General features: G+C 42.6%; 14 protein-coding genes and 1 pseudogene. 8 read left to right on the forward strand and 7 right to left on the reverse strand.

Features of this window, described 5'->3' with window-relative positions; all coding sequences use genetic code 11:
• Nucleotides 1–98 precede the first annotated feature (98 nt).
• From EPL05_RS09830 to EPL05_RS09855, 6 genes are all read right to left on the reverse strand, one after another.
• Entirely contained in the window at nt 99–575 is a 477-nt protein-coding gene (locus EPL05_RS09830) for a hypothetical protein (protein WP_128533759.1), read from the reverse strand.
• A 289-nt stretch (nt 576–864) separates the two neighbouring features.
• The gene (locus tag EPL05_RS09835) at nt 865–1,674 is read right to left on the reverse strand and encodes an SDR family oxidoreductase (protein ID WP_128533760.1); all 810 of its coding nucleotides are present in this window, start codon (nt 1,672–1,674) and stop codon (nt 865–867) included.
• A 317-nt stretch (nt 1,675–1,991) separates the two neighbouring features.
• A complete protein-coding gene (locus EPL05_RS09840; RefSeq protein WP_128533761.1) occupies nt 1,992–2,735 on the reverse strand; it encodes a menaquinone biosynthetic enzyme MqnA/MqnD family protein in 744 nt (247 codons plus the stop codon).
• Nucleotides 2,707–3,360 (reverse strand): histidine phosphatase family protein, encoded by a 654-nt coding sequence (locus EPL05_RS09845; protein ID WP_128533762.1) that lies wholly within the window; start codon nt 3,358–3,360, stop codon nt 2,707–2,709. The genes EPL05_RS09840 and EPL05_RS09845 overlap by 29 nt, the downstream gene beginning before the upstream one ends.
• Nucleotides 3,361–3,449: 89 nt before the next feature.
• Nucleotides 3,450–4,643 carry an aminofutalosine synthase MqnE gene (gene mqnE, locus EPL05_RS09850; RefSeq protein WP_128533763.1) on the reverse strand — a complete coding sequence of 398 codons (1,194 nt, stop codon included), beginning with the start codon at nt 4,641–4,643 and terminating at the stop codon, nt 3,450–3,452.
• A gap of 117 nt (nt 4,644–4,760) precedes the next feature.
• Nucleotides 4,761–5,096, reverse strand: a complete 336-nt coding sequence (locus tag EPL05_RS09855; protein ID WP_128533764.1) for a hypothetical protein — start codon at nt 5,094–5,096, stop codon at nt 4,761–4,763.
• Nucleotides 5,097–5,200: 104 nt separating this feature from the next.
• Here EPL05_RS09855 and EPL05_RS09860 point away from each other — a divergent pair, with 104 nt between their 5' ends.
• The 6 genes and pseudogenes from EPL05_RS09860 (at nt 5,201) to EPL05_RS09885 (ending at nt 9,244) form a co-directional block, all read left to right on the forward strand.
• Nucleotides 5,201–5,971 (forward strand): MlaE family ABC transporter permease, encoded by a 771-nt coding sequence (locus EPL05_RS09860; RefSeq protein WP_128533765.1) that lies wholly within the window; start codon nt 5,201–5,203, stop codon nt 5,969–5,971.
• A 4-nt stretch (nt 5,972–5,975) separates the two neighbouring features.
• On the forward strand, nt 5,976–6,752 hold the full coding sequence (locus tag EPL05_RS09865; protein WP_128533766.1) for an ABC transporter ATP-binding protein: 777 nt from the start codon (nt 5,976–5,978) through the stop codon (nt 6,750–6,752).
• Nucleotides 6,753–6,758: 6 nt separating this feature from the next.
• A complete protein-coding gene (locus tag EPL05_RS09870) occupies nt 6,759–7,772 on the forward strand; it encodes an MlaD family protein (RefSeq protein ID WP_128533767.1) in 1,014 nt (337 codons plus the stop codon).
• A gap of 12 nt (nt 7,773–7,784) precedes the next feature.
• Nucleotides 7,785–8,219, forward strand: a complete 435-nt coding sequence (locus EPL05_RS09875) for a universal stress protein (protein ID WP_128533768.1) — start codon at nt 7,785–7,787, stop codon at nt 8,217–8,219.
• Between the two features lie 16 nt (nt 8,220–8,235).
• The gene (locus EPL05_RS09880; RefSeq protein ID WP_128533769.1) at nt 8,236–8,439 is read left to right on the forward strand and encodes a hypothetical protein; all 204 of its coding nucleotides are present in this window, start codon (nt 8,236–8,238) and stop codon (nt 8,437–8,439) included.
• Between the two features lie 132 nt (nt 8,440–8,571).
• Nucleotides 8,572–9,244: pseudogene (locus EPL05_RS09885) on the forward strand (YoaK family protein).
• A gap of 360 nt (nt 9,245–9,604) precedes the next feature.
• On the opposite strand, the gene EPL05_RS09890 reads toward EPL05_RS09885, so the two are convergent.
• Nucleotides 9,605–11,386, reverse strand: a complete 1,782-nt coding sequence (locus tag EPL05_RS09890) for a hypothetical protein (RefSeq protein ID WP_128533770.1) — start codon at nt 11,384–11,386, stop codon at nt 9,605–9,607.
• Between the two features lie 162 nt (nt 11,387–11,548).
• Between EPL05_RS09890 and EPL05_RS09895 the strand changes: the two genes are divergently transcribed.
• Together EPL05_RS09895 and ccoS are read left to right on the forward strand one after the other, a co-directional pair.
• Nucleotides 11,549–13,939 carry a heavy metal translocating P-type ATPase gene (locus tag EPL05_RS09895; RefSeq protein ID WP_208394713.1) on the forward strand — a complete coding sequence of 797 codons (2,391 nt, stop codon included), beginning with the start codon at nt 11,549–11,551 and terminating at the stop codon, nt 13,937–13,939.
• Nucleotides 13,936–14,097, forward strand: coding sequence for a cbb3-type cytochrome oxidase assembly protein CcoS (gene ccoS, locus EPL05_RS09900; RefSeq protein ID WP_128533772.1), 162 nt, complete (start codon nt 13,936–13,938; stop codon nt 14,095–14,097). The genes EPL05_RS09895 and ccoS overlap by 4 nt, the downstream gene beginning before the upstream one ends.
• Nucleotides 14,098–14,147: the final 50 nt, after the last annotated feature.

The raw sequence follows: 14,147 nt of genomic DNA on the forward strand, positions 1-14,147 counted from the left end.
ATGAGGGTAAAAAAATGTAACTAAAGGGTTAAAACAATAAAAGCCACCCAGTTGGGCGGCTTTTATTGTTAAGCAATTGTTGTGATTGCCTGGTTGAATTATTTTACGTTCTGGAAGAAGTAAACACCTGCAGATGGTGTAACCCTTACTAAAAGTTCTTTACCATCTTTAGCAAGATCTACAAAGTAAACAGTGTTATCAAAGCTATCGTCGCCGCTTTCTAATTTGATAACTTCTTTGGCGAAGTAACCTTCGTATTTAGTAGCGATCTCTTTTTTAGCTTTCTCAGGCAATGCTTTGAATTGTACATTCTGAGTTACGCCGATCAACTCGCCGCGCAGGTTGTAGAAAGCTGACATTTTTACATCATCTAATGTAAAAGTTACCTTTTGGAAGTTAGGGCTAACTTTCCAGGTAGCGTTTTCTGCTCTTGCGAAATCGTTGTTGAATTTAAGGATAGCGGCGTAAGAAACGTTCTCAGTACCGTCATCAGTTCTGGTTGCGCTGGTTGCAGCATATATGTTAGTAGTAAACAAGCTGGCAGCGATTGCGATGATTACAAATATCTTTTTCATGTGTTTTAAATTTTATATTTTGTGTTGTGTTATATTTTAATTTACATAACAAAAGTACAGTATGATTAAACATATTCAAAATATATGCTGATTTTTATGAATATTTGATATATAAAGCGCTGTTAATATTAAAATGTAAAAATTAGGACAGATACTTAGTGTATAATTTACATTATCTCAATAAAAAACAGATATACTTATTGTAAAAAGTACACTAAGTATTTTTTGAAGAGAAAAGTCCATTGTTTGTGACATTTACCTGACAAAAAAAGGAATTTATAGCTAATTTTTAGCCATTATCGGCAAAGCCCGGGTATAAGGCCATGCCCCCATCTACAAAAATAGTGGTGCCGGTAATGTAATCTGCATCGTCTGAAGCGAGCCAGGCGGCCAATTTTCCAACATCCTGTGGCTGCCCTATGCGATTATAAGGTATCAGCTCCAAAAGTTTGTTTAATGCCGAGGGTGTTTCCCATGCAGGTTTATTAATTGGTGTTTGTATGGCACCCGGTGCAATACCAACCACCCTTATTTTATGTGGTGCAAGTTCCTGCGCGATGCTTTTCATAAACATGCTGATGCCGCCTTTACTGGCCGCATAATTTACGTGCCCAGCCCATGGTATAATTTCGTGCACACTGCTCATGCAAATGATCTTGCCCGCAGCAGCGCTTCGTTTTTCCACCACTCCCCTCTTCATGAACTCTTTAGCTGCCTCGCGCGAGCACAGGAATTGCCCGGTAAGGTTAATGCTGATAACGGTGTTCCATTGTTCCAGCGTCATATCCACAAATTTGGAATCTTTTTGCAGGCCGGCATTGTTTACCAATATATCAACCGTGCCATACTTTTTAATAGCGGCGGCAAACATGGCCTTCACTTCGTCTTCCTTACTCACATCACATTGAAACGCGAATGCTTTACCACCTGCGTCTTTAATAATTTTCACCACTTCATCCGCAGCATCGTGGTTATGCGCAAAGTTTACCAATACCTTGGCGCCAGCGTCTGCTAAAGCGATAGCTACTGCCCTGCCGATGCCACTATCGCCGCCGGTTACAATGGCCGCCTGGCCTTTTAGTTTTTGTGTTGTTTTCATGGTGATATAGGAAAGGAGGTTAACGCGATATGGTTTGTATCCTGCAGCAATTTATCAAATAATTTGCGATTGAAGCTCTGCGAACTATATAAAGGAACGGTTCTGATAGATACGCTTTTAAGTGCCACAGAAATAATTAACCAATAACTAAATTTACGGGTTAATCTATGTTAACCTTGTAAATTTCAACTTATTTATTATCAACAACTTAAAAAGTTAACACTTGAAATTGTGTTAACTTTTGTAAACTTTTTCGGTTACAAGTTGATGCAGTATTTTAATTTAAGAGAAATCTCAGCGTAGGTAACGGGATTATTTTATAACGCCTTTATATAATCCAAAAATAAGTACAACGCTTTCTTTTTATCTTCCGTCAGGTCAAAATCCAATTTGTGCATCAGGTAATCTTCCAGGTCGAAATCGGCTCGTTTGGGGAGTTCGTTCAGGAGTTCTTTACGATGTGCAAGGCCCAGGCGTAAAGCGTTGTTAAATGCTGTTATAAAATCTGCAGGGATGGGTTTGTTGGCTATCCACGCAGCAAAAACAAAGGGTAGTCCGGTGAATTTTAGCCACTCGGCAGAAAGATCGTACGAAAAAGGATAGTCATCTTTTCTACCGAAGGTGCGGTCGCCTATTTGTACAAAGGCAGTAGTCGGGTTGGTCGAAATGGCATAGTCTGGCGCATCTTTAACCAACTCGGGCTGTACCTGCCAAAAATTTTTGAGCAATACCCGGGCGAGGTTATTGGAGGTGCGCGATTGCGGGTCGAGTTGAATGGTTTTTACATCTTCGATAGCGCAATTGCTGAAAATAAATACGGAGTTTACCGCGCCAAAAGCGCCGATGCAATAGGCCGAAACGATCTCCCACTGCGGCAGACTTAAGGTAGCGGCCACAGGAATCAGGCCAATATCTGCCTCGTCGTCAATAAGTTTCTGTGCGCAGTCGGATGGGATATCAAGGCTCAGGTCGATATCGTTGATGATATCTGAGTGTTGTAATCCGTATAAAAAGGGCTTGGTGTTAGTATAGCTAACCGCGGATATTCTGATCTTTTTCACTTAGCTGTTCAGGAGTTTTTAGGTGGAGCGCGTTGTTAAAATCTACTATTGTAAACTTGCTTCCATCATAAGTCAATTTATAAAGCACCAAATTCTGGTGCGGGAAGTTATCCATTTCGGTAAGAGGCTTATCAGTAAGGATACACAACAACAGGCGCATAGCACGGCCATGCATACATATGAGCACTGTTTCCTCTTCGGGATGGCTCATGATCACATCCATGGCCTCTAATTGGCGTATTTTTACTTCGTTGGGGCTTTCGCCGCCTTCGAATTTAACATCTAGGTTACCGGCAACCCAGTTGCGCATTACTTCCAAAAAATCCGCCCTTAATTCGGGCGATGCCGCTTGCCCTTCGTGAATGCCCCAGGCTAACTCATCAAGTCCCGGAAGTTTCTCATAAGGGAGCCCCAGATCAATAAAAGGCTGCACACTTTGTTGCGTGCGTTTTAAAGCGGAGATATAGATCTTATCAAAACCAACCTGCTTGTAAGCGGCAAAAAACTGGCGGGCCTGAAGACGGCCCTCGTCGTTAAGGTCGGTATCTTTACCCCGGCCTTGTATAATTCCCTGCTTATTCAGGTCCGTTTGCCCGTGGCGAACGATGTATAATGTTTTGTTCATTAGTTCAATAGTTCATTTGTTCATTGGTGCCTGGTGGTTCACAGTCGCTGGCTTACTACCAATGAATTATGAACCGGTGACCCAATGAACTAATTAATCACCGGCAGTTTATAATACTTCGGTTTTTCGGTTTCTTCAAACTGGAAGTCGTTGTAATCGGTAACTACATTATAAAGCGTATCACGCTCTATAGGGTAGCGGCCGGCATTTTTTATCAGGTCTACCAGTTGCTTGGTGCTCATGGCCGGATGCTGCTCTTCTGCGCCCGCCATCGAGTAGATCTTGGTGGTATCGTCCAGCGTACCGTCTATATCATCCACACCGAAATTAAGCGACAATTGTGCGGTGGTGCGGCTTATCATGGCCCAATAGGCTTTTATATGGTCGAAATTATCAAGGTAGATCCGGGCGATAGCGTAGTTGCGTAGATCCTCCAGTACGGTAGATTCGGGCACGTTGCTCATCTGGTTATCCTGGTTGCGGAATTTCAACGGGATAAAGGTTTGGAATCCCCCCGTCCTGTCCTGTAATTCGCGCAGGCGCTCCATATGATCAACCCGGTGCCAGTATTTTTCAATGTGACCATAAAGCATGGTAGCGTTGGAGCGCATGTCTATTTTATGCCACTCCTCGTGTATGGCCAGCCATTGGTCGCCGGTACATTTATCTTTAGCTATCAGCTCGCGCACCTCGGGGTGGAAGATCTCTGCCCCTCCGCCGGGTATAGATTCTAAGCCAGCATCCTTCATCAGTTGCATACCGGTGGCGTAATCTATCTTAGCCTTCTTAAATATGTAGTGATATTCAACCGGGGTTAAAGCTTTTACATGCAGATCGGGTCTATGCTCCTTAATACGGGTAAATAGTTCACTGTAAAACGCAACATCGTATTGTGGTAATACGCCGCCTACAATATGTACCTCGGTAACCGGGTGTCCGTCGTATTTTTTAACGATATCAAGCATCTCCTCCATCGTGTACTCCCACCCTTCCGATTTTTGCTTAAGCAAACGGGAGTAAGAGCAAAACTTACAATCGTACACACAAAGGTTAGTTGGTTCGATATGGAAATTACGGTTGAAATACGTTTTATTACCGTGTTTTTGTTCGCGGAGGTAGTTGGCCAATATGCCGAGATAACCCAGTTCGGCCTTCTCGTAAAGCAAAACGCCTTCATCAAAAGTTATACGCTGTTTATCAAGTACCTTTTGTGCGATGGCTTTAAGTTCGGGTAAAAGCTGCGGGTTGTTTAACAGTATCTTGAAATTTTCTGATACTTCCATTTTTAGACAAATAGTTTAGGCAAAGGTAGCAAAATACAGCAATTTTGTAAGAGCAGTATTTAGTTAACCGTGTTTAAACATCTAAAATGACGGTGGGTTTACAGAGGACCCCCGGACTTATAATTTGCTGATTTCTGTAATCATGATACCTGTAAAGCAATCGTCCACACAACCCTTTGGTACATAGCCGGCGAAAGAAATAAGCCCATTGTTCTTCGCGTCGAAGTAAACGTCGTTCTTCGTATCATCGACCTTTAGCCAAACGTTTTGTGCTTTGGTATAAACCTGGTCCAGCGTAAGCAGCTCCGCTCCTTCGTTGCCATGGGTGCCTAAATTAGCGACTTCCTCGTGCCAACACAATAATGGCTGCCAACGATGCTGCCGATCCGCTTTCTTGCTGGCAGCAGTCGCTGCTAAGTGATAAGCATCATCTGTTTTTATGATTTCAATCATGATCGGGAAAATCAATACAGCCTACTTTTGAATCGGTCCTAATAAATACATTCTTTAATTTCTATACTATCTAAAGATAGATGCATCGCTCTTAAAACTTCGCTATGTCACTAATACTAAGCACTAAGAAATTTTTGGATGAAACAGGAAATATGGCCAGGTTTGTTGGCCGCTTTTTTTCTGCCGGCATTCGTCCACGATATGAAAATAAAGAATTGCTCAACCAGTGTTTTATTATCGGTTATCAATCATTTCCGCTGGTAGGCTTAACATCCTTTATTATGGGCCTTGTATTAACTATGCAGCTACGCCCCTCGTTAGTCGATTACGGTGTAGAGTCGCAGCTGCCTGTAATGGTTGGCCTGGCAATTGTCCGGGAGATTGGTCCGGTTATAACGGCTTTGATATTTGCCGGGAAGATCGGCAGTAGTATTGGCGCGGAATTAGGTTCAATGAAAGTAACCGAGCAGATAGATGCCATGGAGGTAAGCGGTATTAAGCCCTTTAAATACCTGGTGGCCACCCGTGTATTAGCTGCTACCTTAATGCTACCGATACTGACGATACTGGGTGATGCCGTTGCGTTATTTGGCGCTTACCTGGGTGTAAATATCAAGTCAGTAACCAGTTTCAGCTTATTTTTTTTACAGGTTTTTAAAAGCCTGAGCTATAGCGACGTATTGCCCGCCATCTTCAAAACCTTTTTCTTTGGTTTTGCTGTAGGCTTAGTGGGCTGCTATAAAGGCTTCAATTCTAATAAAGGGACACAAGGCGTGGGTATTTCTGCCAATTCGGCGGTTGTATTGTCGTCCGTATTGATTTTTATCATCGACCTTTTAGCGGTGCAGTTGACCGAAGTATTAGGCCTCAATTAAACAGATGAAAGCGACGATCAACCCCCATTCAAATAATATCGATACGGAAGATAATAAACCTGTAATCGTTATAGAACATTTACATAAACGTTTCGGCTATAAGAAAGTGCTGAATGACTTTAATCTTATCGTTGAAAGGAATAAAAACGTGGTGGTGTTAGGGAAGTCAGGATCGGGCAAATCGGTCCTTATCAAATGCATCATTGGTCTGCTAAAACCCGATAGTGGCAACATTAATGTATTCGGCGATAACATTCCGAAGTTAGGTGAAGACGAATTGGATCAGGCAAGAGCTAAGATAGGCTTTCTGTTTCAAAGCAATGCACTATACGATTCTATGACAATCCGCGAGAACCTTGAATTTCCGTTAAAGCGGCATTGGGTCGAAATTGCTGATGATGAGGTCAACCGGCTGGTTGCCGAATCATTGGAAAATGTTGGACTGGCGCACACGTCTGGCCTGATGCCATCTGAGCTGTCGGGCGGGATGCTTAAACGCATTGCACTGGCCCGCACTATGATACTTAAGCCAGAAGTAATTTTATACGATGAACCGACAACGGGCCTGGATCCGGTAACCTCACGGGAAATAGAAGACCTTATTATTGCGCTGCAAAAAAAATACCATACTTCTTCTATCATTATATCACACGACATGAATTGTGTGAAAAGAACAGCCGACGTGGTTGTGTTACTACTGGACGGCAAATGTTACGCGCAAGGTTCATTTGAAGAACTACAGTTGTCTGAAGACCAAAACATTAAGCAATTTTTTGAATAGAATACCATGGCAGAACAAAAAGCAAATAATATCAAACTCGGCATTTTCGTAATGTCCGGTTTATTGGTGCTGATCGTCTCCTTTTTTATTATAGGTAAAAACAGCAATATCTTCGGTACAGATTTTAAATTGAAAGTGCGACTTAATAACCTGAACGGTTTAACTGAAGGCAACAACGTTTTATTTTCGGGGATACAAGCTGGTACAGTTAAGACAATTGAACTGATCAACGACACCACTATTGAAGTTACCATGCAAATTAATAGTAAAGTAACATCGCACATCCATAACAATGCCCTGGCAGCAGTGGGTACAGAAGGTTTGATGGGTAACAAAATTGTTAATATTACCCCAGGAAAAGCGGCCGGTCGGCAAGTAATAGATGGTGACCTATTGGGCGCGCAAAAGGTAGTAAGTATGGATGAGGTCATCACAACTTTGTCTAAAACCAACAATAATGTTGCCAGTATATCGGAGGTTTTAAAGGGTACCGTGCTACGTATTGACAGCAGCGAGATCCTAAAATTGATTAACGATAAAGAGATCGGTATCAGCTTAAAATCATCGCTAAAAAACATTCACCAGGCAACCGACAACGCTAATCAACTAACGATAGGCTTGAACAGTTTAATATCTGGAATTAGAAATGGTAAAGGTGCGGCTGGGCTACTACTGACTGACACCACCATGGCGGCCAATTTAAAGTATGCCATGGTCAATATCAGATCGGCAAGCAATAACGCTAATCAAATGACTCTACAGCTAAATACCATGGTAAAAGGCATAAACAATAAGTTGACCAATGGTGAAGGGCCTGTTAATACTTTATTGAGGGATTCTGTTATGGCTAACAACATGCGTAAAACTATGGAAAATCTGAAAAACGGAACAGACGGATTTAACCAGAACATGGAGGCCTTAAAGCGCAATTTCCTTTTCAAAGGATATTTTAAAACTGTAGAAAAGAAGCGTATTAAAGATTCTATAACAACACAGCAAGCCCTTAAGGCTAAGCCATAAATCATCATTAAAATGGAGTTTAAAAGAATACTAATTGCTATTGATAATACCCCCAGCGCGGAGAAGGTGGCTATAAATGGCTTGCAATTGGCCCGGCAATACCAGGCGGAGATTGCTCTTGTAAGTATTGTTGATGGCTCGATAATGGAAAACCATGATGGTGCAACTCCAAGGGAACTGGAGGATATGGCCGAAGGCAGCTTTAATACAAGCCAACAGCAGGTAATTGATCAGGTTTTTAAAAACTACCCGGTTAAAACTTTTGTGGAACAGGGTGACCCGGCAAAGGTTATTGTAATGGTAGCTGAAAATTGGAACGCCGACATCATTGTAATGGGAACACATGGCAGGAAAGGTATTGCACACCTGCTAATGGGCAGTGTTGCCGAAGATGTATTAAGACATTCTAAAAAGGCGCTGGTGATTATCCCGATCTTCCAATCGTGATACTAAAATGTAACGATTGATACAGGTAAAAAAGGAAGGTATAATAAGCGATTTGGTGCTGAACTCTGCAACTGTTAAGGTAAATGATACTGTTTACTTGTTTTACCGTGCGGTTGAAAAAGGAAACTTTTCGTCTATCGGCTTTGCAAACTTAGGTGCCCGCAGTGCAAGCAGAAATTACCATGGTAAGTATTATAAACCCGACTATAGATGTAAGTAGTGATGGTGATCTTTAAAGGGGATCACCGCTTAACGTAAGCATACTGAACCGGCTGTTACACATTAAAAACTAATAAAGATGTTAAGGCACCTTGGCAATAACCGAACCGCACAGCACAATCTAAAATTGGCTATGATACTGGGTTTGACCGCCGGGTTTGTTAATGCGGCGGGTTTCCTCGCATTCGCCGTACTAACCACAAATATTACCGGCCATGCAGCGCTTTTTGCGGAAAGAGTTGCCTTGCAGGATTGGAAAACTGCGAAAGTAGTAGCCTTATGGATGTTCCTGTTTTTTTTCCGGGGCTTTTATTTCAAGCTTAATTGTTTCGATTACCAAAAAAGGCCAGCGCTCCTCCTATGTTATTCCTGTATTTGTAGAGATCCTTATCTTAGCCATTACTGCGCTTTACGGAAATATTTATCAGGGAAATTTACTAAATAAAGAATTATTTGCGGGAAGCTTGCTTTTTGCTATGGGCATGCAAAACTCACTAGTGTCCATGATATCAGGATCAGTTGTAAGAACTACGCATCTAACTGGAACATTTACTGACCTGGGCATAGAATTAGCTCAATTAGTTAGCAACAAAAAAATAAAGCAGAATGATTTGGGATCTAAGATAAAGCTGAGGTTTTACATTATTTTCTCTTTTATGGCCGGTGCCATTACAGGTGCATGTCTTTTTCGCCTCTGGCGGTTTCACTCTTTTTTTATCCCAACCGGTTTATTATGTTTTGCCTTAATTTACGATGTCCTTAGGATCAAGATAAAACACTACTATCATAAAAGTCGGCACCATTAAAAAAGCCAAACCTCGGCCTGTTAAATACTGAGGCACACGGATTAAAGTTATCACATAAAGTTGCTTTTTATTCTATCCCTAATAATGCCGCACCGTGGATATTGCTATGGCGTATTTGCTGATTGCTTCATTAGCTTGCTGCAAATAAATACCTGTGTTTGCGTATGCCAGGACACGATCCAATTAACAAAAAATACTTGCCAGCCTGACAGGTCATATTAGCCACCGATTTGACAAAACTTTCTCCCCATAGTAAGTCAAAAACCGGTAACCATTATGAAAATATTCGCCGCGATTAATAATTGTGAAACAATGCAATGACTTAGCACCGGGCGATCTTAGTAGTAAAGCAGCGGATCGTCAAACCAAGATGGCATCAAGTTTAATTTCAGAAGCCTGCAATTCTTCATACCAGGCATTCACCAATAACGAAGTCTGATCGGGAAGCTCGCTGAAGAGCTGTTTATAATAGGCTACTCCGTTTAGGAGTTGCGCTTTGAATTTTTTGAGTTGTTTTACTTTCTTATCATTCAAATCCTTTAGATGAGTTTGAAGGTCGGTTTGGAGATAATCTATATAAAGATTAAGTTCTTTAATGAACATATGAGGCCGTTTAACATTACGCAAAAGATCGAGTTTACCATATATGTGTCCGACCATCTCGTCCAGTGAATAGGCCCGGTTGAAGTAAGCCAGATTGGGGCCCGGGCAAATAGCTACGGCTTTGTTTTCTTTGGGCTTGCTGATATTGTACTTAATATAAACCGATGAGCACAAGCCTTCACAAAGGCAGATTTTTTCTGTTACGGCGTTATATTGTTCTGCATAATCATTCGGGTAGAGCCCTGAACTTTGAAGTTGATTGATCTTTAAATTCTGATACTCTCTGGAAGCAGTGCATATCGGCTGCACCGTAAATTCGGTATTGGTACACAGGTATTTTTTGGTACATGGACTCCCTGGCTTACCTGCTGCCATACGGGCCAATCGTTGCATTTCGCTGCTGGCCGGCATAAAGTTATTAAAAAGGATGCCTAATGGTGATGATGCACTTAAGTGATAATCGGTTTCTGCGGCAGCCGAAAGTTGTATTAGGGTCTCCTCGTCCACATTGGTCGCTTCCGGCACCAGCAAAAATGGGCTCCCCCATCCCGTTGCGTCTAAGTTATAGTATTCTATCAGGAACTCGTTTTCGGCCGCAGTTCCTATTCCACCCTGTACGCATAATTTTTGTTTTGGCGTAGCTGTAAAGTTGATTCCCTTTTGCTGTAGAGCCGGTTGAAACAGCAGCAATAGTTCTTTCAGCATTTCATTTCTTTTCTGCTTAAATTCTTCCAGTATCGGCCCAAGCAAATAGCCTTCCGTTGCAAAAGCGTGTCCTCCGCAATTTAAACCCGATTCTACCCGGAACTCCGATACCCACAATCCTTTTTTTGCGAGGAATTTAGCCTGAATCAATGCCGACCTGAAATCGCTTACTTTTAAAATAATCTTTTTTTGCAGCTCACCATTTTCGTTTGGGAAAAAGGCGTCGAAAGTTTCAAGAAAACTATACAGCTTAGGATTCATACCTGCGGACAGGATTACAGATGAGCTGAGCTTGCTATTGGCAAATCCACGCAGGGCGGCCAAGGCATCTGTGTTTTCATCTCCCGTGTAATCACCAGCTGCAGTAAAGTTCATCCGGTCTACTTTCGACATGATGTTAACATCAATTGAACCTTTAGTCATCCCACACCGAAGAAGTTCCTGGAAAATGACTTTACTGGCCCCTTCCGGGTATTCCATCATCAGATCGTACCCTGCCTTTAGCTGAGAGCCATCGGTCAAAAGCTCAAAATAGCGGCAAATATCGCTGCCGGTTTCAAAAGACTGGGTACATAAGTAATCGAATTGCTTGTTAACTAAATCGTCGATCATATTTAGGTAGGCGGTGATTCTTAGTGCACGGGCATCTATTGCTTTTTTAGCAATTGGTATAAAGGGCAAATGATTTTCTGTGGAGTGATATTCGCGAATTCTTTCTATTAGGTCATCATCAACTATTGACATAACGGATGAGATACCATAACGGGCAACTTTAAGCGGGGTATCGATAGAAAAACCTAAACCTAAAACCGGGATATGAAAAGTGTGGCTCATAATAAGTAATTAGACAAGAAATGGCTTTGATCAGCAATTTCAATTGCCAAAGTTACCTACGGCCAAAGCTTTTAAAACTGACTACAGTCACTTTTTGGCGTATTGGTGGTCACCATCTATGGAAGGCCAAATTCGCAGATTTGGCCATTAAACCAATTGCAGATGCGTCAAGATATCACCATAGAGAAAACTGCTTGTTACCATTGCGGAGATAGCTGTATTACACATGAGTATGTTGTCGAGGAGAAAAGTTTTTGCTGCCATGGCTGTAAAATCGTTTTCGAAATCTTGTCGGCAAGTAAAATGGATAATTATTATAGCTATAACGATCATCCCGGCGCTACGCGGGCCCGCACAGATAAACGCTTCGAGTATTTAAATTCCCCGGAGATCAGCAGCGAACTGATAGATTATACCGACAGCCAGGTAACTATTGTTACCTTTTTTATTCCGCATATCCATTGCAGCTCCTGCCTTTGGTTGCTGGAGCAATTAAATAAGATGAACCCTGCTGTCCACTACTGTAGGGTTGATTTTTTGAAAAAGCAATTGAATATCCGTTTCGATCATCAACAGCTAAGCCTGCGCCAGATAGTGGAGATACTTTATGATATAGGCTACGAACCCCTTATTAGCCTGCAAGACGTTATAAAAAAACAGAATCGTACTACTAAGGACAACCTTGTACAAAAGATAGCCGTAGCCGGATTTTGTTTCGGGAACGTAATGCTGTTAAGTTTCCCCGAATATTTTGGCATCAGCGCATACGAAGCTACATTCAAGCACTTTTTCGGGTGGCTAAACGTTTTATTTTCCCTGCCCGTGGTATTTTATAGCGGCCGGGGCTACTTTGTTGCCGCCTGGCAAAACCTTAAGAAAAAGCTATTTGGGATAGATTTTCCGCTGGCCCTGGGAATTGCCGTGCTTTTCATACGGACAGCGGTTGAAGTGGCGACCCAAGCGGGCGCCGGCTTCGCTGATACACTTTGCGGGCTGGTGTTCTTCTTACTGGTGGGTAAATTCGTCCAGCAAAAAACCTATCATCATATCTCGTTCGATCGGGATTACCGGTCGTTTTTCCCGGTAGCCGTTTATGTTATAATTGATGATATTACAAAAGCTATCCCCTTAGCACAACTACAAACCGGTAACCGCATGCTGATCAGGCATAACGAGATCATTCCTGCGGATGCTATATTATTGAATGGCGAAGCGCTGATAGATTTTAGTTTTGTTACCGGCGAAAGCGTACCCGTAAAGAAAACGCTTGGCGAAGTAGTTTACGCCGGAGGCAGGCAAACCGGCGGTGCTATTGAACTGGAGGTGATAAAACCCGTGTATCAAAGTTACCTTACCCAGCTTTGGAACAACGAAGCTTTCACCCGCCAAAATGACAACGGTAAGCAAACCTTTAACGAGAGGGTAAGTAAATATTTCACGATAGTATTGCTGGCCATTGCTTTCGGTTCTCTTTTGTTTTGGCTTCCAACAGATCTGCGGCGGGGCTTCGCTGCCTTTACCGCGGTATTGATAGTGGCTTGCCCCTGTGCGCTTGCCTTAAGCACCCCCTTCACCATGTCGGCGGCACTTTCCATTTTCGACCGGAATTTCTTCTACCTGAAAAACGTAGCAGTTGTTGAACAAATGGCCGCTATAGATACAATTGTCTTTGACAAAACGGGTACTATCACTACGGGCAATACCAATGAGATAAAAATGGAAGCCGTTTTATCGGCAAAAGAACAACAACTGATCTATAGCGCTTGTATCAATTCAACACATCCAATAAGCCGGATGATCTGTCAATACCTGGGTAACCAGAACCGGTTAAGCATAGCACGTTATTCTGAAGTACCAAACTTAGGCATATTGGCGACTATAGCCGGGCACAGGGTGCGTGTGGGTAGTTATAAACTGGTACTAGGTTACAAAGAGATAGACGCAAAAGCAAGCAGGGCTTATCTAATGATTGATAATGAAGCACTGGGCTTTTTTGAGTTTTCGCACCGTTACCGTGAGGGTATGGAAAATTTAACCGTACTACACCCCACTTATAAGACATTCTTACTATCCGGCGACCAGGACCATGAACGTGAACAGCTTGGTCATTTTTTCAAGGAAACCCCCGATATGCATTTTAACCAGTCGCCGCAGCAGAAGTTAGATTTTGTGCAGGCATTACAGAGACAGGGCCGGCGCGTGATTATGATGGGCGATGGGCTGAACGATGCGGGCGCTTTAAAGCAAAGCGATCTTGGGATAGCAATTACTGATGATGTTAACAATTTTTCGCCGGGCAGCGATGCCATTATGGATGGGCGCTCGTTCAGTAAATTGCCGGCGTTTTTACGATTTTCTAAAGATACTGTCAAAATTGTCCATTTTTCTTTTTTCATTTCGCTCACTTATAACATAATCGGGCTCAGCTACGCCGTCACCGGGATGCTGTCCCCCCTTACCGCTGCGGTTTTAATGCCTTTAAGTACCGCAACCATCATCTCTTTTACAAGTTTGGCCACTCATTTCGCTGCCAAAAGGAGAGCGCTGATATGAACATTATATACTTCCTTATCGGCTGCAGCGTATTGCTCGCCCTGATCTTTTTAGCCGCCTTCTTTTGGGCGCAGCGGAGCGGGCAGAATGACGATCTATACACACCGTCTATGCGGATACTGCTAGATGATGAACCAGAGTCGCCGGAAGAAAAGTGACCCTTATCATACATACGGCTAACCCTAATCACTGTTTACTAACTCGCCTC

This window comes from Mucilaginibacter gilvus, assembly GCF_004054195.1.
In the GTDB taxonomy this organism is placed as follows: domain Bacteria; phylum Bacteroidota; class Bacteroidia; order Sphingobacteriales; family Sphingobacteriaceae; genus Mucilaginibacter; species Mucilaginibacter gilvus.

What these genes read in the sequence shown, in the direction of transcription:
- EPL05_RS09865 (WP_128533766.1), top strand. Translation starts at nt 5,976, where the DNA reads ATGAAAGCGACGATCAACCCCCATTCAAATAATATCGATACGGAAGAT.
- EPL05_RS09895 (WP_208394713.1), top strand. Translation starts at nt 11,549, where the DNA reads ATGCGTCAAGATATCACCATAGAGAAAACTGCTTGTTACCATTGCGGA.
- EPL05_RS09890 (WP_128533770.1), bottom strand. Translation starts at nt 11,386, where the DNA reads ATGAGCCACACTTTTCATATCCCGGTTTTAGGTTTAGGTTTTTCTATC.
- EPL05_RS09845 (WP_128533762.1), bottom strand. Translation starts at nt 3,360, where the DNA reads ATGAACAAAACATTATACATCGTTCGCCACGGGCAAACGGACCTGAAT.
- EPL05_RS09860 (WP_128533765.1), top strand. Translation starts at nt 5,201, where the DNA reads ATGTCACTAATACTAAGCACTAAGAAATTTTTGGATGAAACAGGAAAT.
- EPL05_RS09835 (WP_128533760.1), bottom strand. Translation starts at nt 1,674, where the DNA reads ATGAAAACAACACAAAAACTAAAAGGCCAGGCGGCCATTGTAACCGGC.
- EPL05_RS09855 (WP_128533764.1), bottom strand. Translation starts at nt 5,096, where the DNA reads ATGATTGAAATCATAAAAACAGATGATGCTTATCACTTAGCAGCGACT.
- mqnE (WP_128533763.1), bottom strand. Translation starts at nt 4,643, where the DNA reads ATGGAAGTATCAGAAAATTTCAAGATACTGTTAAACAACCCGCAGCTT.
- EPL05_RS09830 (WP_128533759.1), bottom strand. Translation starts at nt 575, where the DNA reads ATGAAAAAGATATTTGTAATCATCGCAATCGCTGCCAGCTTGTTTACT.
- ccoS (WP_128533772.1), top strand. Translation starts at nt 13,936, where the DNA reads ATGAACATTATATACTTCCTTATCGGCTGCAGCGTATTGCTCGCCCTG.
- EPL05_RS09870 (WP_128533767.1), top strand. Translation starts at nt 6,759, where the DNA reads ATGGCAGAACAAAAAGCAAATAATATCAAACTCGGCATTTTCGTAATG.
- EPL05_RS09875 (WP_128533768.1), top strand. Translation starts at nt 7,785, where the DNA reads ATGGAGTTTAAAAGAATACTAATTGCTATTGATAATACCCCCAGCGCG.